Origin of the sequence: Streptomyces sp. NPDC051211 (assembly GCF_040689505.1) — a bacterium.
GTDB lineage: Bacteria > Actinomycetota > Actinomycetes > Streptomycetales > Streptomycetaceae > Streptomyces.
Map to the genome: position 1 here is coordinate 57787 of NZ_JBFBAV010000009.1, position 17780 is coordinate 75566.

Sequence of the window (17780 nt, forward strand, 5' to 3'; positions counted from 1 at the left end):
ACCTGGTCATTCCGGTGTCAGCCGCCCAGTATCCGCCACAGTCGACCATGCAGGGCCATCGGGGCAGATTGACAGGCGACGCGCACGGCGTCACGTTGAGTGCATGCGCATCGGGATCGTCGGGACCGGCCGGATCGGCTCGTTCCATGCGGCGGCGCTGAGCCGGCACCCGGAGTCCGGGTCGCTGGTCCTCGCCGACGCCGATCCTGCGCGGGCGGCGCGGGTGGCCACCCGGCTGGGGGCCACGGCCGCGCCCGGCGTGGACGAGGTGTTCAACTGGGGCGTGGACGCCCTGGTGGTGGCCTGCTCCACGGACGGGCATCCGGAGCTGGTGATCCGGGCCGTGCGGGCCGGGCTGCCGGTGTTCTGCGAGAAGCCCGTGGCCCCCGACCTGCCCGGCACCCTCGCGGTGCTGCGCGAGGTGGCGGCCGCCGGCGGGGTGCTCCAGCTGGGGTTCATGCGGCGCTTCGACGCGGGTTACACCACGGCCCGGGAGCTGGTGCGTTCCGGCGCGCTGGGCCGGCTGCACACCGTACGGACCATGACCGCCGATCCGGCGCCGCCGCCACCCGGCTATCTGGAGACCTCCGGGGGCCTGTACCGGGACTGCCTGGTGCACGACTTCGACATGGTGCGGTGGGTGACCGGGCGGGAAGTGGCCGAGGTGTACGCGACCGGCTCGGACGCGGGGCCCGCGCAGTTCCGGGCGGCCGGGGACGTGGACACGGCCGCGGCCGTCCTCACCCTGGACGACGGCACGCTGGCCACCTGTACCGGGACGCGGTGCAACGGCGCCGGGTACGACGTGCGGATGGAGCTGGCCGGGGAGCTGGACCAGGTCTCGGCCGGGCTGGACGACCGTACGCCGATCGCGTCGACGGAGCCGCACGGGCCGCCTCCGGCGAGCAAGCCGTGGACCGGGTTCCTGGAGCGGTTCGCCCCCGCGTACGAGGCCGAGCTGGCGGCCTTCGTCCGGCTGGTCCGCGGAGAGGGCGCGAACCCGTGCGACGGCCGGCAGGGGCTGGCCGCGCTGCGGATCGCGGAGGCCTGCGAGATCTCGCGGCGGGAGCGGCGGCCGGTGCGGCTCGCGGAGCTGCCGGATCTGTGAGCGCGGTACCGGTCCGGTCATGTACGGCTACCAGCGGACCGGGAGCCGGGTGACTCCGTGCATCAGGGTGCCGCTGAGCCAGTTCCGCGGACCGGCGTCCGGATCTTCGGCGAGTGCCGGGAACCGCTCCAGCAGGGACCGGATCGCGATCCGGCCCTCGGCGCGGGCCAGCGGGGCGCCGAGGCAGAAGTGGATGCCGTGGCCGAAGGCCAGGTGGCCCTGGGGGGCGCGCCGGATGTCGAACACGTCCGGTTCCGGGAAGCGGGCCGGGTCGCGGTCGGCTCCGGCGAGGGAGACCAGTACGGAGGCGCCCTGCGGGATGAGCGTGCCGCCGAGCTCCACGGCGCGGCGGGCCCAGCGGAAGGTCGCGTTCTCCACCGGGCCGTCGTAGCGGAGCATCTCCTCCACCGCGCCGGCGAGCAGTCCGTCGAAGTCGGCCCGCAGTGCGGCCAGCTGGCCGGGGTGGGCGAGCAGGGCCCGTACTCCGTTGGAGATCAGGTTGACGGTGGTCTCGTGGCCGGCCACCAGCAGCAGGAAGGCCATGCCGATGAGCTCGTCCGGTGAGAGCCGGTCGCCTTCCTCGTCCCGGGTCCGGATCAGGGCGCTCAGCAGGTCCTCGCCGGGCTCCTTCGCCTTGGCGGTGATCAGCTCGGTGAGATAGCCGCTGAGCTGCTCCATCGCGGTGTTGTCGGGAGGTCCGCCGGCGGTCGGCGCGACGATCTCCTGCGACCAGTGGCGGAAGCGCTCCCGGTCCAGGTCGGGCACGCCCAGCAGCTCGCAGATGACGATCATCGGGAGCGGGAAGGCGAACTCCTTGATCAGGTCGGCGGTGCGGCCGGGGCGGGCCGCCATCGCATCCAGCAGTTCGTCGGTGATCTGCTGGATGCGGGGGATGAGCGCCTCGATGCGGCGGGCGGTGAACTCGCGGGCCACGAGCTTGCGCAGCCGGGTGTGGTGGGGCGGGTCGACCTCGAGCATGTTGGTGTTGGCGGCGGTGGCCACGATGTCGCCCCAGTGCTCGGAGAGCTGCCAGTTCTTCGACAGGTCCGGATGGTTGAGGGCCTGTCGGGCCTCCTCGTGGCCGACGACCAGCCATTGCTCGACGCCCTCGTAGCCGTCGCCGAGCGAGACCCGGTGGACCGGTCCGGCCGCACGCAGCCGCGCATAGACGGGGTAGGGGTTCGCGTTGAGGTCTTCGGCGGCGGAGGACAGGTCGACGATGGGCATTGGCCCACACTACGGCGGCCGTTCACCCTCTGCGACCGCGGTTTTCGGCCAGGGTCAGCCGGTTGCGGCGCGGCGGCCCCAGGCGGTGCCGGCCAGTACCAGGGCGGCACCGGCGAATCCGGCGGCCCCCAGCCGCTCCCCGCCGAGGGCGATGCCGGCGGCGGCCGCCCACAGCGGCTCGGTGCCGAGCAGCAGGCTGACCCGGGAGGGGGAGGTCCGGCGTACGGCCCACATCTGCACGAAGAAGGCGAAGAGGGTGCAGAAGACGGCGAGGAAGGCCAGTCCGGCCCATTCGGCGGGGCCGAAGTCCGCGGCGGCGGCCCAGGGGGTGGCTCCGGTGCCGGGCAGGGCGGCGAGCACCGCGAACACCAGCACGGCGCTGCCCAGCTGGACGGTGGTCAGGGAGAGGGCGTCGGCGTCCTGGACGGCCTTGATCCGGGCCATCAGCAGCACGTGCAGGGTCCGGGCGAGCGCAGCGCCGAGGATGAGCAGGTCGCCGAGGCCGGGCGCGGTGAACCCGCCGTTCTGGGTCAGCAGGACCACGCCGGCGACGGAGAGCGCGGCGGCGGCGAGGAAGGCTCCGGAGGGCCTGGTGCGGCGGACCGCGGCCTCGGCGAGCGGGGTGAAGATCATGGTGAGGCTGATGATCAGCCCGGCGTTGGTGGCGGAGGTGTGGACCACCCCGTAGGTCTCCAGCAGGAAGATCCCGCCGAGTACGAGCCCCAGCAGGCCGGCGCCGCGCAGCTGGGCGGGGCGCAGGGTGCGCAGCGCCCGCCACCCGGCGAGCACCAGGACGGGCAGCACCAGCGCGAAGCGCAGGACCAGGACGGCGATCACGGTGTGGCCGGTGGTGATGCCCTTGGCGGCGAGGTAGCTGCCGCCCCAGACGACGGCGACGAGGAGGACGGGGAGGTCGGCGGACCAGGTGCGGCGCGGGGCGAGGGGGGCGGGGGCGGCGAGGGTGGACACGGGGGCGTCTCCGGCGGGTCGGGGGGTGGAGACGTCGGCGGCTCGCACGCGGGCGGCCTCACCGTACCCGAGCGGATCTTGCCGGTCGACGGTATTTCCCCCGGCCCGCCGGTGCGCCCGCACGCCGCGCGGGCTGCCCGCGGCGGCGGGTCAGTCGCCGATCTGGCCGAAGGCGGCGCGGCCCGTCGGGCGGTACGTGTGGATGGCGACGCCGGCCGGGGTTTTCCCGGAGTAGGTCAGCTCGAAGGCCGTGGGCAGGCCGCCGGTGGGGAACAGGCGGCGGCCGGCACCCAGGAACACCGGGAAGACGAGCAGGTTGAGCTCCTCGACGAGGTCGCGGGCGAGCAGGTACTGGGCCAGCCGGCCGCTGCCGTGGACCTGGAGCTCCCCCTCGGTGCGGTCCTTCGCCCGGATGACCTCGGACTGGAGGTTCTCCCCGTCGAGGACGGTGGTCCCGGCCCACTCCGGGTCCTTCAGCGTGGTGGAGGCCACGTACTTGGGCAGGACGTTGAGCGGGGAGGCGATCGGGTCCTCCGGGTCGGTCTGCTTCGGCCAGTACCCCGCGAAGATGTCGTACGTACGCCGGCCGAGCAGGAACGCGCCGGCCCGGCCGAAGACCTCGGTGACGAACTCCCCCATGCCCTCGTCGGCGAAGGGGAACACCCAGCCGCCGTAGGCGAAGCCGTCACTGGTGTCCTCCTGCGGGCCGCCGGGGGCCTGCATCACGCCGTCGAGGGTGAGAAAGGTGGTGAGGGTCAGCTTGCCCATGGCTCCGCGCTCCTTGGTCGGGGTCTCTTCACCTGTGCAGACTTCCCGAGCGCGCGGAACTCATCGGTCAGGCTCGCGCGAACGCGGGACCGGGTTCATGCCGAAGGGGCGCACCGGAGCCGTGGCTCCGGTGCGCCCCACGGGCGGGGCCCCGGGGGTGTCGGCCCCCGGGGACGTGTCGCGGCAGCGTCAGCCGCCCAGCTCCTGGTGGCGGGCGGACAGCGCGGCCGCGCCGCTCTCCGTCAGCGAGCCGAACAGGCGCAGGCGGGAGAAGCCGCCGTCGGGGAAGATGTCGATCCGGACGTGGGTGCCGACCGCCGGGGCGTCCAGCACGAAGCGGTGGTTGGTGTCGGGCTGGAGGCGGGTGCGGGGCAGGAACTCCTGCCACTCGCCCTCCTCGCCGGTCTTGATCGACAGGGAGGCCCAGCCGGCCGAGTTGCCCTTGAGGTAGGCGGTGTCGATCTCGATCGCGCGGATCTCCGACTCGGCGACGAGCTGGTAGCGGATCCAGTCGTTGCCGTTGTCGCGGCGGCGGGCGGTCTCCCAGCCGTCGTCCATCTTGCGGGAGCGGCCCGGGTTGATGGTGTTGGTCGGCGGGGAGTAGAAGCGGTTGGAGGCGTCCTGGACGGCGCCGCCGTTCTCCAGGGCGACCACGTCGAAGGAGCCGAGCGCGTCGAGCCACTTCGGGTCGGGCAGGACCTCGCCGTAGACGCGCAGGCGGGCGATGCCGCCGTCCGGGTGCTGGTTGACGCGCAGGTGCGTGAAGCGCTGCTCGACGCTCACCTCGAAGCCGTTGGCCGCGTGGCCGCCGACCGGGGTGCGGGGTACCAGGGTGGTCCACTTCACGTCGTCGCCGAGGAGCTCCTCGGGCGTCGGGGCGCCCTCGACGGAGGTGCCCTCGATGGAGACGGCCTGCGGCATGTTGCCGCGGAAGTGGGCGGTGTCCACGATGATGCCGCGGATGACACCCGGGGCGCCCAGGCGTACGAGCGCCCAGTCGTGGTCCTCGGCGGTCGGCCAGGGCTGGGTGGCGGAGACGCCGCGACGGCGGCGGGTCTCCCAGCCGTCCATGACCTTGCCCTTGTGGCCGAAGTGCTCGGGGTCGAAGTGCGCTTCTTCGGGGACGAGGAGGTTCTCGCGCTGGGCGAAGAACTCGTCGTTGGCGGCGATCACACCGGCGCCGAGCTGACGGTCGGCGAGGTTCGCGTACTGGGTGAACGGGAACTCGGCCGTGCGGTAGTCGGCGTACGGGTCGCCGCCTCCGTACGGGTTCGCGTTACCGGTGAAGGAGGGGATCGCCACTGTCAGTTCTGCCTTTCAAGGAGTCGGCCGGTGGGCTCGGACGGGGTGCCGTGGTCGGCGATCTGCCGGCCCCGCAGCCAGGTGGACTTCACGACGCCGTGCAGGGTCTTGCCCGCGTACGCCGTGACCTGGTTGCGGTGGTGGAGTGCGGCCGGGTCCACGGTGAAGGTCTCTTCGGGGGCCAGGACCGCGAAGTCGGCGTCGCGGCCGGCCTCGATGGCGCCCTTCTGGCCGAGGCCGGCGAGCGCGGCCGGGGCGGCGGACATCCAGCGGACGACGTCCTCGAGGGTGCGTCCGCGCTTGCGCGCCTCGGTCCAGATCGCCGGGAGGCCCAGCTGCAGGGAGGAGATGCCGCCCCAGGCGGTGGAGAAGTCCGCCGTCTTCAGGTCCGCGGTGGAGGGCGAGTGGTCGGAGACGATGCAGTCGATGGTGCCGTCGGCGAGCGCGTCCCACAGCAGGTCCTGGTTGGCGGCCTCGCGGATGGGCGGGCAGCACTTGAACTCGCTGGCGCCGTCCGGCACTTCCTCGGCGGTGAGGGTGAGGTAGTGCGGGCAGGACTCGACGGTGAGCTGGACGCCCTCGGCCTTGGCGGCGGCGATCAGCGGCAGGGCGTCGGAGGAGGACAGGTGCAGCACGTGGACGCGCGCGTTCAGCCGCTTGGCCTGGGCGATCAGGTTCTCGATCGCGGTGTTCTCGGCGTCCCGCGGGCGGGAGGCCAGGAAGTCGGCGTACTTGGGACCGGGCACGACCGGCGCGGAGCCGAGGTGGTGCGGGTCCTCGGCGTGAACGATCATCAGGCCGCCGAAGCCGGCGATCTCGGCGAGGGAGGCGGCCAGCTGGTCCTGGTCGAGTTCGGGGAACTCGTCGACGCCGGAGGGCGACAGGAAGCACTTGAAGCCGAACACGCCGGCGTCGTGCAGGGGGCGCAGGTCCTTGACGTTGTCCGGCAGGGCGCCGCCCCAGAAGCCGACGTCCACGTGCGCCTTGGCGCGCGCCACGTCCTGCTTGACCACCAGGTTGGCGGTCGTGGTGGTGGGCGGCAGCGAGTTGAGGGGCATGTCGAGGATCGTGGTGATGCCTCCGGCCGCGGCGGCGCGGGTGGCCGTCCAGAAGCCTTCCCACTCGGTGCGGCCCGGGTCGTTCACGTGGACGTGGGTGTCGACCAGGCCGGGGAGCAGTACGTCGTCCCCGAAGTCCTGCAGACGGGCTCCGGCCGGCACCTCCGCCTCGTACGGCAGCACGGCCGCGATCTTCCCGGCGGCGACGGCCACCGAAGCGGCGCGCGTCCCCTCGGGAGTGATGACGCGCGTCGAGCGCAGTACCAGTTCCACTGCCACGTCGGACACGGAACCTCCCCATCTACTTCCACAGAGCGAAATTCAACGTTCTGTTGACGGAGTCTTCACGTCCATCCCGGGACCCGTCAAGAGCACCCGGACGGTCAGCCCACGCGCCCGGGCCGCAATTGGAGGTTTCCACAGAATGGAATTAGGATTTCGCTCTACAGAACGTAGCTACCACCACCGGGAGCCGGGCAGGCACCCGCCGGGGGGTGTCGGCCACCCGGACAAACCCCCTCTGACCGGCGGGGACGGTGTCGCCCCGGCACTAGGGCCGACGGCCGCCGCCGGGTAGGCTGCTTCCTTGCCTGCCAGCACCGAAAGGACCGCGCCGTGCCGACGTCCAGCGCCAGCACCACCGACGCTTCCTCAAAGACCCCCGCCGCCAGCGGTGGCGTCCAGTCCCTTGAGCGCGCCTTCGATCTGCTCGAACGAATGGCCGACGCCGGGGGCGAGGTCGGCCTGAGTGAACTCTCCGCCGCCAGCGGACTGCCCCTGCCCACGATCCACCGGCTCATGCGCACCCTCGTGGCCTGTGGCTACGTCCGGCAGCAGCCCAACCGACGGTACTCCCTCGGCCCCCGCCTGATCCGCCTCGGCGAGTCCGCCTCCCGGCTGCTGGGCACCTGGGCACGCCCGTACCTGGCCAGGCTGGTGGAGGAGACCGGGGAGACGGCGAACATGGCGCTGCTCGACGGTGACGAGATCGTGTACGTCGCCCAGGTGCCCTCCAAGCACTCCATGCGGATGTTCACCGAGGTCGGCCGCCGGGTGCTGCCGCACTCCACCGGCGTGGGCAAGGCACTGCTCGCGCACACCCCGGCCGACGAGGTCCGCGCGCTGCTCGCCCGTACCGGCATGCCGGCCGCGACCGAGAAGACCATCACCACGCCCGAGGGCTTCCTGGACGCCCTGGAGAAGGTCCGCAAGGCCGGCTACGCGGTAGACGACAACGAGCAGGAGATAGGGGTCCGCTGCCTGGCCGTGTCGGTCCCGAACTCGCCGACCGCCGCCGCGATCTCCATCTCCGGCCCGGCCGGCCGGGTCACCGAGGCGGTCGCCGAGTCCTTCGTGCCGATCCTCCAGGGCGTGGCGGCCGAGCTGTCGGTCGCCCTGGCCAACCAGAACCCGGCGTAGCGGGACTCCCGCGCGATCCGTGCGTACGAAGGCCCTCGGCCCCGCCCCCGTGGGGCGGCCGGGGGCTTTCGCGCGTCCGGCGTCCGGAACCGCCCCCCGGCGGTCCCGGACGCGGGCCTCCCCGGCCGCAGCGGCTAGGCCGGGACCGGGGAGGCGGTGAGGCGGCCGTCGGTCATCGTGGCCGTGTGGTCCACCGCGGCCAGATGGGTCCGGTCGTGGGTGACCAGTACGGTCGCGGTGGACCGCTCCCGGGTCAGCGCGACCAGCAGGTCCAGCACGGCCGCGCCGCGCTCGTGGTCCAGCGCGCTGGTGGGCTCGTCCACCAGCAGCACGGACGGCTCGTTCATCAGGGCCCGGGCGATGTTCACCCGCTGCCGCTGGCCCCCGGACAGCTGGTGCGGCCGCCGGTCGGCCTTGTCGGCCAGGCCCACCGCGTCCAGCAGGTCCAGCGCCCGCCGGCGCAGCTGCCGGGACGGCCGCCCGGACAGGTGGGCCATGACCTGCAGCTGCTCGGCCGCGGTCAGCGCGGCCAGCAGGTTCGGCTGCTGGAACACGATGCCGATCCGGGCGCGCCGCAGCGCCGACTTCTCCGCGGCGGACAGCGTCGCCGTGTCCTGCCCGGCGACGACCACCCGGCCGGAGTCCGGGGTCACCAGGGTGGCGGCGACCGCGAGGAGGCTGGACTTGCCGGAGCCGGACGGCCCGACCACCGCGGTGAGGGTGCCGGCCGGCACGTCGAGGCGGACCCGGTCCAGGGCGGTGAGCCGCCCGTCGCCGTCCGGGTAGGTGAGCGTGACGTCGTGCACGAGGAGGGTCATCGGGCGCTCCCGAGGGCGGTCAGCGGGTCGACGGCGGTGATCCGCCGGATGGACAGGGCGGCGCCGCCCGCGCCGAGCACGATCATGACGGCGGCGGGGACCAGCACGGTCGGGGCGTCCAGGACGAAGGGCACGTCGCCGCCGCTGATGAGGGCCCCGAGCCCGGCCGCGAGCAGGGTGCCGAGGCCGGTGCCCGCGGCCAGCACGACCACGGCCTGGCCGAGCGCGTCCTTCAGCAGGTACGGGGTGGACGCGCCGAGCGCCTTGAGGACGGCGACGTCCCCGCTGCGCTGGATCGTCCAGACCGTGAAGAAGGCTCCGACGACCAGCGCGGAGATCGCGAAGAGGAAGCCCCGCATCAGCTGGAGCGAGCCGTTCTCGGCCTGGTAGGAGCCGATGGCACCGAGCGCCCCGTCCACGCTCCGGGTCTCGGTGCCGGCCGCCCGGTCGCCGGCCGCCCAGTCCGTGCCGCCGTCCCCGGCGAGGGCGATGACCGTGGCCACGGTGTCGATGGAGGTGCCCGGGTTGCCGATCCGCTGCCAGTCGTTGAGGTCCGTCCAGACCACCGGGGTGTGGCTGTAGGAGGCGGTGCCGCTCACCTCCCGGACGGTCAGCTCCAGCGAGCCCGCCTTGAGTTTCCCGCCGGCCCGCAGGCCGCCGAGCTCCGCGGCCGCCTTCTCGGAGAGGACCACCTGCCCCTGGCCGAGGCCGGCCGGAGCGGCCGTGCCGCCGGGCTCGACCCCGAAGAGGGAGACCGAGGCGGTGTGCTCACCGGAGACGGCGGTGGTGGTGCGGATGCCGATGGGCTGCGCCGCGGTCACCCCGGGCTGCCTGCGCCACTCCAGCCAAGCGGACTCGGGCACCTGGGAGCTGCCGAAGGAAACCTTCTGCTCCCCTTGGGGCGCGGCGAAGGCGAGGTGCGAGGCGGGCAGCCCGGTGACCGCCGAGACGTTCTCCCGGGCCAGGCCGGCCGTCAGCCCCGACAACAGGCCCACCAGCAGCGTGATCAGTACGACGACCGTGCCCATGAGGACGAAGCGGCCCTTGGCGAACCTGAGATCTCTCCATGCGACGAACATGATCCCCACCCTGCTCTCCGCCGTGGAGCCACGGCATCGCGCGCCGGTGCCGATCCTGGTATCGAAGGGCGCACCGGGACATCAAACTTTTGGTTGACCGGGGCCGTCCGGCGGCCGCCTACGCTGGTCGGGTCATGCCGTTCCTGGAATCCCGCCCCCTCACCCCCGTGACCCGGGTGCTGCGGCTCTGCCTGCACGCCCTGCTGCTCGGGCTGCTCGCGCTGGCCTCGGCACGCGCCCTGGCCGATGCCGCGCCGCGGGCGGGCTGGGTGGTGGCCGTCTGCGTGCTGACGGCCGCCGGGTACGCGGCGGGGGTACGGACGCCCGCCGTGCGCCGCTCGACGCGCGCGGCCGCCCTGTGGCTGACCGCCCTGGGCGCGGCCTGGGCCGGGCTGCTCGTGGTCTCCCCCGACGGGCTGTGGATCGCCTTCCCGCTGTACTTCCTGCAACTGCACCTGCTGCCGCTGCGCTGGAGCCTGCCGGCGGTCGCGGTGACCGCCTGCGCCGCCATCGGCGGTTTCCTCGCGCACAGCCCGGCGGTCACGCCCGGCGCCTTCCTGGGGCCGCTACTGGGCGGTGCGGTGGCCGTGGCGACCGTACTGGGCTACCAGGCGCTGTACCGGGAGAGCGAGCGGCGGCGGGAGCTCATCGAGGAACTCATCGCCACCCGGGCGGAGCTGGCCGCGGCCGAGCGGAGCGCGGGCATCCTGGCCGAGCGGGAGCGGCTGGCCCGGGAGATCCACGACACCCTCGCGCAGGGGCTGTCCTCGATCCAGCTGCTGCTGCGGGCGGCGGAGCGCACCCTGCCGGAAGGAGCGCCGGCGGTCGTGCACATCGCCCGGGCGCGGGAGGCCGCGCAGGAGAACCTGGCCGAGGCACGCCGCTTCGTACGGGCGCTCACTCCCCCGGACCTGGAGCACGGCTCCCTCGCCGCGGCCCTGGAGCGGCTGTGCGTGTCGGTGCCGGGGCCCCGGGTGCGGTTCTCGATGAGCGGGCCGGTCCGCCCCGCCGCCGAACTGCCGACCCCGTACGAGGTGGCCCTGTTGCGCATCGCCCAGTCGGCGCTGGCCAATGTGGTCCGGCACGCCGGGGCCGGGCGGGCCGAGATCACCCTGACCTTCATGGACGCCTCGGTGACCCTCGACATCGTGGACGACGGCAAGGGCTTCGACCCGGGGTCCGCGCCGGCCGGGGAGGGCGGCTTCGGGCTGCCCGCGATGCGGTCCCGGGCGGAGTCGCTGGGCGGCATCTTCACCGTGGAGTCCGCGCCCGGGCAGGGCACCGCCGTGGCCGTGACCCTTCCGCTGCCCCTTCCCGTGGAGGTCTGACCATGACCATCCGGCTGCTGCTCGCCGACGACCACCCCGTGGTCCGGGCCGGGCTGCGCGCGGTGCTGGACACCGAACCCGGCTTCACGGTGGTCGCGGAGGCGGCGACGGCCGAGCGGGCGGTGGAGCTGGCGGCGTCGGAACCGGTGGACGTGGTCCTGATGGACCTGCAGTTCGGCCCCGGGATGCACGGGTCCGCCGCCACCGCCGAGATCACCGCCCGGCCGGGCGCGCCCCGGGTCCTCGTCCTGACCACGTACGACACGGACGCGGACATCCTGGCGGCGGTGGAGGCGGGGGCCAGCGGCTACCTCCTCAAGGACGCCCCGCCGGAGGAACTCGCGGCGGCGGTCCGCACGGCCGCGGCCGGGCAGTCGGCGCTGGCGCCGGCGGTGGCGCTGCGGCTGATGGACCGGATGCGGACGCCGGCGGAGGCGCTGACGAAGCGGGAGCTGGAGGTGTTGCAGCTGGTCGCGGACGGGCTGTCGAACCAGCAGATCTCGAAGCGGCTGTTCCTGAGCCAGGCGACGGTGAAGTCGCACCTGGTGCACGTCTACGCGAAGCTCGGCGTCGACTCCCGCACGGCCGCGGTGGCCACGGCCCGCGCCCGCCGTCTGATCCGCACGACGTGACGACGGCCGATCCGCGCCGGGGGCCCGGGGCGTTCACTCGGGGCGCTCCAGCACGAGCAGGGTCTCCCGCCGGGACGGCAGGGCGCGCTGCCGGGGGGCGGTGACCTCCACGGTCCACAGCCCGGCGGGCAGCGTGGCCTCGGCCCGGTAGCCGCCCTCGCCGTCGGGGGCCAGCCGCAGCTCGGTCTCCGTCCGGCCGGTCTCGGGGTCGTGGAGGCGGGCGTCGAGCACCATCCGGGGCTCCTCGGAGACCGCGCCGAACCCGAAGGGCTCGCCCGCCGTGACGGCCTCGGGGACGTCCAGTCCGAATCCCGTGTCGTCCGCCTGGAAGCCGCGGTGGTCCAGGGCCTGGTAGCGGTCCTGGAGCTGGAGGTGCAGGTCCCGGTCGTTGGCCAGCTCGGTGTGGCCGAGCCGGTACCAGTCCATCCGGGCGCCGGACTCCCAGGCCGGCGGGGTCGCCGAGAGGCAGGCCACCGTGCCGTCCCCCTGCCAGCGCCGGTCGCCGGGCAGCCGGTCGGCGAAACGGAGGCCGTCCGCGTCCAGGGCGAGGGAGACGGCGGTGGGCGTGCCGCGGCCGCCCGCCGCGAACCACTCGTACGGCGCGGGGCGGCCGGCCCGCTCGTCCTCGGCCCGGTTCCGGCGCATCCGCTCCTCGAGCCGGGCGCGGAACGCGAAGGCGTGCCCGACCACGGCGGTGTCGAGGTCCGGGAGCGGGACGGCGTCGAGGCGGGTGCCGTCCGGGTGGCCGGTCACGCACTGGTAGGTGGGCAGCAGCTCGTGCACGGCGGGCATGCTGCGGGCGGCGGCGACCAGCCGCTCTCGCAGCCGGCCGGGGACGCCGGGCAGCTTCCGGCGGGGGAAGGCGCCGGTGAGGGCCTGGACGGCCTTGACCGCGCCCGCGTACGGGGTGCCGATCGTGACCAGTGAGCGGGTGGTGTCGCGGCCGCCGAACAGCTCCAGGTAGCAGAGCGCGACGAGTCCGCCCATGGAGTGGCCCACCAGGACTGCCTTCGGCTCCTCCGGTACGCCCTCCTTGCGGCAGGTCTCGCGCCACCGGCCGAGTTCCCGCTCGAGGAAGGCGGCGAGCCGCCGGGCCGAGACCTCGTTGGACAGCCGCCAGTCGTAGGAGAAGGTGACGATCCGGTTCTGGCCCGTCTCGCCCGCCTGCCGGAAGTGGTCCCGCAGCGGCTTGTACGCCAGGTGCGGCATCAGGCCGGGCCAGCAGCGGGGGGTGAGGAGCGGGCCGGCCGGCTCCAGCCGGTGGGGGGCGTCGGGTTCCCCGGTGCCGAGGCCCGGCGGGAGGGTGAGCCGGGAGAAGAACTCCTCGGTGCCGCGCAGCAGGACCCGCCCGGCGACGCGCAGCGACAGGTCCCAGACGTCCTCGCCCGCGCCCTCTGCGCCCGTACTCCCACCGCCCGGCCCGCCGTGGTGCGCCTCCGCGGGCAGCCGGAGCCTGCTGCCGAGGATGCCGGGTACGAACACCACCAGGTCATGCGTCATTCACAGCCTCCGACGGCCGGTCGAGGTGAAGCAGGTCCATCCGGTCGAGTCCGACGGCCGCGAGGAACAGGCCGCCGGCCGGTGAGGGGGCCGCGAGCACGGACTGCACGTCGTAGCCGCGGGACGGGATCTCCCAGCGGGCCGGCCGCCCCGGTCCGGCGACGGTCCAGCCGGAGATGCCGGGCAGGTCGGCCTCGCGGGAGGCGGCCAGCAGCAGGGCCTCGCCGGTGCCCGCGGTGGCGAAGGCGAGGGAGTTGATCCGGGGCGGGGCACCGTGGAGCCGGCGCAGCCCGTCCGGGCCCTCCGGTCCGTCCGGGCGGCCCAGGAAGAGGGCGCTCTCCGTCTCCTGCCGGTGCACGGCCGCCGGGCCGCGGTCGGCGGGCGCGTCGACCGGGCGTTCCGCGGCCACCGCGAACCATCCGCGGCCGGCCCCGTCGAAGGTGACGGCCAGGGCCCGCGCCGCGGCGCCGGGCGGCAGCCGGAAGCGCCGCGGGACGGGCGTCACGTCGTAGCGCGGACCGGGCCAGATCCACAGTGAGTCGCCGGCGGTGGCGGCGAGGAGGTCCCGCCCGGCGGGGTCCCGGGCCACGGCCAGCTGGCCGATCCGCCCGTTGGGCACCCGGTACTCGTCCTGGCCGCCGTCGCCGGCATGCCCGCCGCACACGTCGCGGCCGTCGTACGCGCCGTGGTCGCCGGCGTGCCCGCCTTGATCGCCGTACGCGTCGTGGTCGCCAGCGTGCCCGCCTTGGTCGCCGTACGCGTCGTGGCCGCCGTACGCCTCGTGCCGTGCTCGGCCGGACAGGTTCCGGCAGCGTATCCGGCGGCCGTCGGCGAAGAGCACCCGTAGCCCGTGCTCGTCCTCGGCGAAGGCCACGGCCGGGAACAGGGCGTCCCGGCGGTGCTCGTCGCCGGTGCCGAACACCCGCCAGGGCGCGTCCGGCTCGTCGAGCGCCCGGACCAGGGCCCGGGCTCGGGCCCGCCGGTCCCGGTCGGTGACCGCGAGCCAGGTCCGTCCGGTCCGGTCGGTGTGCAGCGCGACCGCGCCGGTCACCACCAGGTCGTCCTGCTCGTACACCCGCCGGCCCGTCAGGTCCCAGGCGCGCACCCGGCCCCCGGAGGCAAGGGCGACGGCACCGGATCCGGGGACGGGACCGGAGGCGAGCGCTCCGAACAGCTTGGCGCTCGGCGACAGCAGCCCGTCCCCCGGGGCGGGGGCGCGGCCGGCAGCCGGCGGGTCCCACACCCGGATCCGTACGCCGTCGGCGACGGCCAGGGAACCGCTGCGGTCGGGGAGGAAGGCGAGCGAGGTGGGGCTGGAGCGGTGGCCGGGACGCTTGAGCAGCTCGCGGCCGGCGGACAGGTTCCAGATCCGGGCCGCGTCCCCGTCGAGGGTGGCCAGCAGCAGGTCGGCCCCCTGGTGCCCCAGGGTGATGGCGGAGCCGGAGGGTTCCCGGCGCCGGGCGCCGAGCACCTCCTCGGCTTCCGTGCCGTCGAGCCGCCACACCCGGATGTCGGGCGGGACGGTGAACAGGCCCGCCACGTAGGTGCCGGGCGGGATCCGACCGGCACCGCCCGCCCCGGCGTGTTCGACGGCGGCCAGCGCCCGGCAGCTGCCGCCCTCGGCGCCGAAGGCATGGGTCTCGCGTCCGGTGCGCACGTCGATCACGACGCATCCGCCGTCGCCGCCGGCCACCAGGCACAGGGCATCGCCCAGCCGGATCACCGCGACCGCCTCGGCCACCCCGGCCACCGTGCCCGCGCCGCGCCGCCAGCGCCGGAAGCCGAGGTGCCGCAGCCGGCCGTCGGTCCAGGCCCACAGGCCGAGGTGGGTGCCGCCGGCCGCGGCCACCACCTCCAGGTCGGCGTCCCCGCCCACCGCCACTCCGGCGATGCCCGCTCCCCAGTTGAGGACGCGTACCTCGCCGGTGTCCCGGGGCCAGACCAGCACCCGCCCGGCATCGCCCGCCACCGCCGCGACGGAGGCCTCCGGCCGTTCGGGCACGGCGAGGGCGCGCAGCCGGTTCGCGGCCCGGCCCGGCTCCACCCCGACGGTGCCGCGCAGCAGTTCCGGTTCGCCGCCCGCCAGCGGCCAGCGCCACAGCTGCTCCCCGGCGCCGAGCAGGGCGGGCTCGGGCACCGCGGTGCCGGCTAGGGCGAGGACGTCGCCGCGCGGCGCCCGCCATTCCCGGGTGTGGCCGAGCGCCCCGGCGGTGGTCCAGAGGTCCTGCCAGGGCAGCGGGGCTCCGGTGCGGGCCCAGTCGAGCAGCCCCGCGTCGTCCCGCAGGGCGGTCGCGGCCAGCAGCGCGGTCCGCCGCAGCGGGTCCGGTGCCCGCCCCAGGGCGTCGGCGATCCGCCGGTAGAGGGCGCTCGCCGGGGTGATCGGGAGTTCCGGCCGGTCGAGCAGCATGCTCAGGCGTTCGGGGTCGAGGCGGACCAGGAGGTCGGCGCGCCGGAGGATCTCGTCGAGCCGTCCGGCCGCGGCGGCGTGCTCGGCAAGATGGCGGGCGATGTACGGGTTGGTGGCGTCCCGCCCGGCGTACCGCGTGCGGTGGACGGTCAGCAGCACGTCGGTCAGCGCCGCGTGCGCCCGCCGGGGGTCGGCGACCGCTCCGGTCAGGTGGCCGACCCAGGCCTTGTGGTAGAGCCGGTAGACCTGCTGTCCGCTCTCGCCCGCGATGTCGATGTGGGCGCTGCCGCGGTCCACCAGCCGGCGGATGTCCTCCTCCTCGTAGTGGTGGCCGGTGTCCGCCTCCTCGGCGAGGGCGTTGGCCGCCGCCTGCCAGATTCGGTCCTCCAGGGGCAGCCCCGCCCCCTGGGCCAGCGCCAGCGGCAGCAGCAGCCCCCGGGACCAGCCGGGCCGGTCCACGGTGCGGCGGCGGTCCTTCCGGGCGGCCGTGTCCAGGTCGCTCAGCTCCTGGTCGAAGACGTCGTCCAGGCCGGCGTCGAGCACCGCGCGGAACTCGCGGGTGTCCCGGCCGAAGGGCTTGTCCAGGCGGGCCAGCAGGGCGGAGTAGAGCAGGGCGGCGAGGAAGGAGCCCTGGCTGCGGGCGGTCACCGCGGCGACGACTCCGGGCGGCGGCTCCTCGTCACCGGCCGGTCCGGCGTACGGGGAGCCCGGGGCGGCCAGCCGGCCGCGTACGTAGGCGGCGATGTCCTCGTCCCGGTCGGCGTCCCGGTCCAGGTCCTCGACACGGGCGGTCTCCAGCAGGGGGAACCGGGCCTCCCGGGTGAGGGACCGGCTGCCGATCACGAGCTGGGCGCCGGGGAGCGCCGCCAGCGGGGTCAGCACCTCTTCGACGACGGCCTCCAGGTGCCCCTGGGCCGCCTCGTCGAGTCCGTCGACGACGAACGCGGTCGCGGCCCGCCGCCCGGCCTCCCGCTCGATGGCGGCCAGCACCTGAGCGACGTCCCGCCAGCCGCCGTCGGGCGGGGGCAGTTCCATCGACCCGGCCAGCTGGCGGGCCACGTCCAGGGCCCCTGCGTCCCGGCACAGGGCCACGGCGGCGACCGGGGCGCGGTGGCCGGGCGGGATCGCGGCGGAGCGGTGCACCTCCCCGCCGTCGGTCTCCAGGGTGAGCCGTACCAGCTGGGCGAGGAAGGCGGACTTGCCGCAGCCCGGCTTGCCGGTGACCAGGAGTAATCGTTCCGGGCCCGGGGCGGCCAGCCAGTCGGCGGCCCGGCGCAGCGGTCCGCTCCGGCCCACGAACCGCTCGTCCTCGGCGGTGAGCCGCAGGTGGGGCACCTTGCTGCTGCGCAGTTCGGCCGCGGCACCGCGCAGGGCGGCGGACCGGGCGCTGGCCTGCGGGTCGTGGTACGGGTTGCGGAAGAACCGGTTGAGGCCCTCGCCCCCGTAGAGCCGCGGCTCCTGGCGGATCGTTTCCGGCAGCCGGTCCCGTACGGCCTCCAGGAGTTCGGAGGCGCTCAGGGCCGCGGTGTAGGGGGTCCACAGGGCGCCGTGCCGGGTCTGTGCGCCGCGGTCGCCCACCACCGTCTCCAGCGCGCCGAGCCAGACCCCTTCGCGGGCCCGCTCCTCCCGGGCGGCGGTGCCGAGGTAGCCGACGCTGCCCACGGGCCGGCTCTTGTACTGCCTGGCGTCGCGAAGGCGGTCGTCCAGCCGGCGGGCCAGGTCGCCGGAGCCGCAGGCGTCCAGGACGGTCAGGACGTCGCCCTGGAACCTCCTGGCCCACAGGTGGAGCACCTCGGACCCGACGGAGGTCTCCTCGGGCCGGTCCGGATCCCAGTCGGCGAGGGGCAGCATGACCCCGATGTCGAGGTCCACGCCGTGGCCGAGCCAGTAGAGCAGGGTGCGGCGGGACGGGGAGGAGCGGTCGGCGACGCGCGCGAGCTGCTGCCCGACCTCGCTCCGGGTGCCGGTTATCACCGGCCCGCCCGGGGCGAACCCGAGCCGCGCCGCCACCTTCCAGAAGCGCTCGATCACTCCTTCGGCGCCTTCGAGTTCCGGCAGCGTGGCCGGCCCGTCCGGCGGACCGAAACGCTGGACGCACAGCGCGTACGCCAGCCCGTGCTCCGTGGCGGCAGACTCCACCGCGCCCCCTCCCCCGTCGGAAGAGA

The 17780-nt window shown here is 74.8% G+C and carries 13 protein-coding genes; 4 read left to right on the forward strand and 9 right to left on the reverse strand.

The features are described from left to right. Positions 1-103 precede the first annotated feature (103 nt). Positions 104-1108 carry a Gfo/Idh/MocA family oxidoreductase gene (locus tag AB0447_RS11945; RefSeq protein WP_366476456.1) on the forward strand — a complete coding sequence of 335 codons (1005 nt, stop codon included), beginning with the start codon at positions 104-106 and terminating at the stop codon, positions 1106-1108. A gap of 27 nt (positions 1109-1135) precedes the next feature. Here AB0447_RS11945 and AB0447_RS11950 read toward each other — a convergent pair whose 3' ends face one another. The 5 genes from AB0447_RS11950 to allB all read right to left on the reverse strand — a co-directional run bounded on the left by AB0447_RS11950 (position 1136) and on the right by allB (position 6720). Then, positions 1136-2335: a cytochrome P450 gene (locus tag AB0447_RS11950; RefSeq protein WP_366476457.1), complete on the reverse strand. Its 1200-nt coding sequence runs from the start codon at positions 2333-2335 to the stop codon at positions 1136-1138. A gap of 54 nt (positions 2336-2389) precedes the next feature. Beyond that, positions 2390-3304: a DMT family transporter gene (locus AB0447_RS11955; protein WP_366476458.1), complete on the reverse strand. Its 915-nt coding sequence runs from the start codon at positions 3302-3304 to the stop codon at positions 2390-2392. A gap of 150 nt (positions 3305-3454) precedes the next feature. Further along, positions 3455-4072 carry a dihydrofolate reductase family protein gene (locus AB0447_RS11960; RefSeq protein ID WP_366476459.1) on the reverse strand — a complete coding sequence of 206 codons (618 nt, stop codon included), beginning with the start codon at positions 4070-4072 and terminating at the stop codon, positions 3455-3457. Positions 4073-4261: 189 nt separating this feature from the next. Then, the gene (gene alc / locus AB0447_RS11965; protein WP_366476460.1) at positions 4262-5374 is read right to left on the reverse strand and encodes an allantoicase; all 1113 of its coding nucleotides are present in this window, start codon (positions 5372-5374) and stop codon (positions 4262-4264) included. 2 nt (positions 5375-5376) lie between these two features. Then, positions 5377-6720: an allantoinase AllB gene (gene allB / locus AB0447_RS11970; protein ID WP_366476461.1), complete on the reverse strand. Its 1344-nt coding sequence runs from the start codon at positions 6718-6720 to the stop codon at positions 5377-5379. Positions 6721-7047: 327 nt separating this feature from the next. Between allB and AB0447_RS11975 the strand changes: the two genes are divergently transcribed. Continuing rightward, positions 7048-7851: an IclR family transcriptional regulator gene (locus AB0447_RS11975; protein ID WP_366476462.1), complete on the forward strand. Its 804-nt coding sequence runs from the start codon at positions 7048-7050 to the stop codon at positions 7849-7851. A gap of 134 nt (positions 7852-7985) precedes the next feature. On the opposite strand, the gene AB0447_RS11980 is transcribed toward AB0447_RS11975, so the two are convergent. Further along, positions 7986-8669, reverse strand: coding sequence for an ABC transporter ATP-binding protein (locus AB0447_RS11980; RefSeq protein ID WP_366476463.1), 684 nt, complete (start codon positions 8667-8669; stop codon positions 7986-7988). Next, positions 8666-9748, reverse strand: a complete 1083-nt coding sequence (locus AB0447_RS11985) for an ABC transporter permease (RefSeq protein ID WP_366476464.1) — start codon at positions 9746-9748, stop codon at positions 8666-8668. Before AB0447_RS11985 ends, AB0447_RS11980 begins: the two co-directional genes overlap by 4 nt. A gap of 143 nt (positions 9749-9891) precedes the next feature. On the opposite strand from AB0447_RS11985, the gene AB0447_RS11990 reads away from it, so the two are divergent. Both AB0447_RS11990 and AB0447_RS11995 read left to right on the forward strand, forming a co-directional pair. Then, on the forward strand, positions 9892-11076 hold the full coding sequence (locus tag AB0447_RS11990; protein WP_366476584.1) for a sensor histidine kinase: 1185 nt from the start codon (positions 9892-9894) through the stop codon (positions 11074-11076). Positions 11077-11078: 2 nt separating this feature from the next. Then, positions 11079-11708: a response regulator transcription factor gene (locus tag AB0447_RS11995; RefSeq protein ID WP_366476465.1), complete on the forward strand. Its 630-nt coding sequence runs from the start codon at positions 11079-11081 to the stop codon at positions 11706-11708. Between the two features lie 33 nt (positions 11709-11741). On the opposite strand, the gene AB0447_RS12000 is transcribed toward AB0447_RS11995, so the two are convergent. Together AB0447_RS12000 and AB0447_RS12005 are read right to left on the reverse strand one after the other, a co-directional pair. Next, on the reverse strand, positions 11742-13208 hold the full coding sequence (locus AB0447_RS12000) for an alpha/beta hydrolase (RefSeq protein ID WP_366476466.1): 1467 nt from the start codon (positions 13206-13208) through the stop codon (positions 11742-11744). Further along, positions 13198-17754, reverse strand: coding sequence for an AAA family ATPase (locus AB0447_RS12005; protein ID WP_366476467.1), 4557 nt, complete (start codon positions 17752-17754; stop codon positions 13198-13200). Before AB0447_RS12005 ends, AB0447_RS12000 begins: the two co-directional genes overlap by 11 nt. Positions 17755-17780 lie beyond the last annotated feature (26 nt).

Coding starts and splice junctions, on each gene's coding strand:
- AB0447_RS11945 (WP_366476456.1), top strand. CDS start 104: ATGCGCATCGGGATCGTCGGGACCGGCCGGATCGGCTCGTTCCATGCG.
- AB0447_RS11950 (WP_366476457.1), bottom strand. CDS start 2,335: ATGCCCATCGTCGACCTGTCCTCCGCCGCCGAAGACCTCAACGCGAAC.
- AB0447_RS11960 (WP_366476459.1), bottom strand. CDS start 4,072: ATGGGCAAGCTGACCCTCACCACCTTTCTCACCCTCGACGGCGTGATG.
- AB0447_RS11980 (WP_366476463.1), bottom strand. CDS start 8,669: ATGACCCTCCTCGTGCACGACGTCACGCTCACCTACCCGGACGGCGAC.
- AB0447_RS11985 (WP_366476464.1), bottom strand. CDS start 9,748: ATGTTCGTCGCATGGAGAGATCTCAGGTTCGCCAAGGGCCGCTTCGTC.
- AB0447_RS11995 (WP_366476465.1), top strand. CDS start 11,079: ATGACCATCCGGCTGCTGCTCGCCGACGACCACCCCGTGGTCCGGGCC.
- AB0447_RS12000 (WP_366476466.1), bottom strand. CDS start 13,208: ATGACGCATGACCTGGTGGTGTTCGTACCCGGCATCCTCGGCAGCAGG.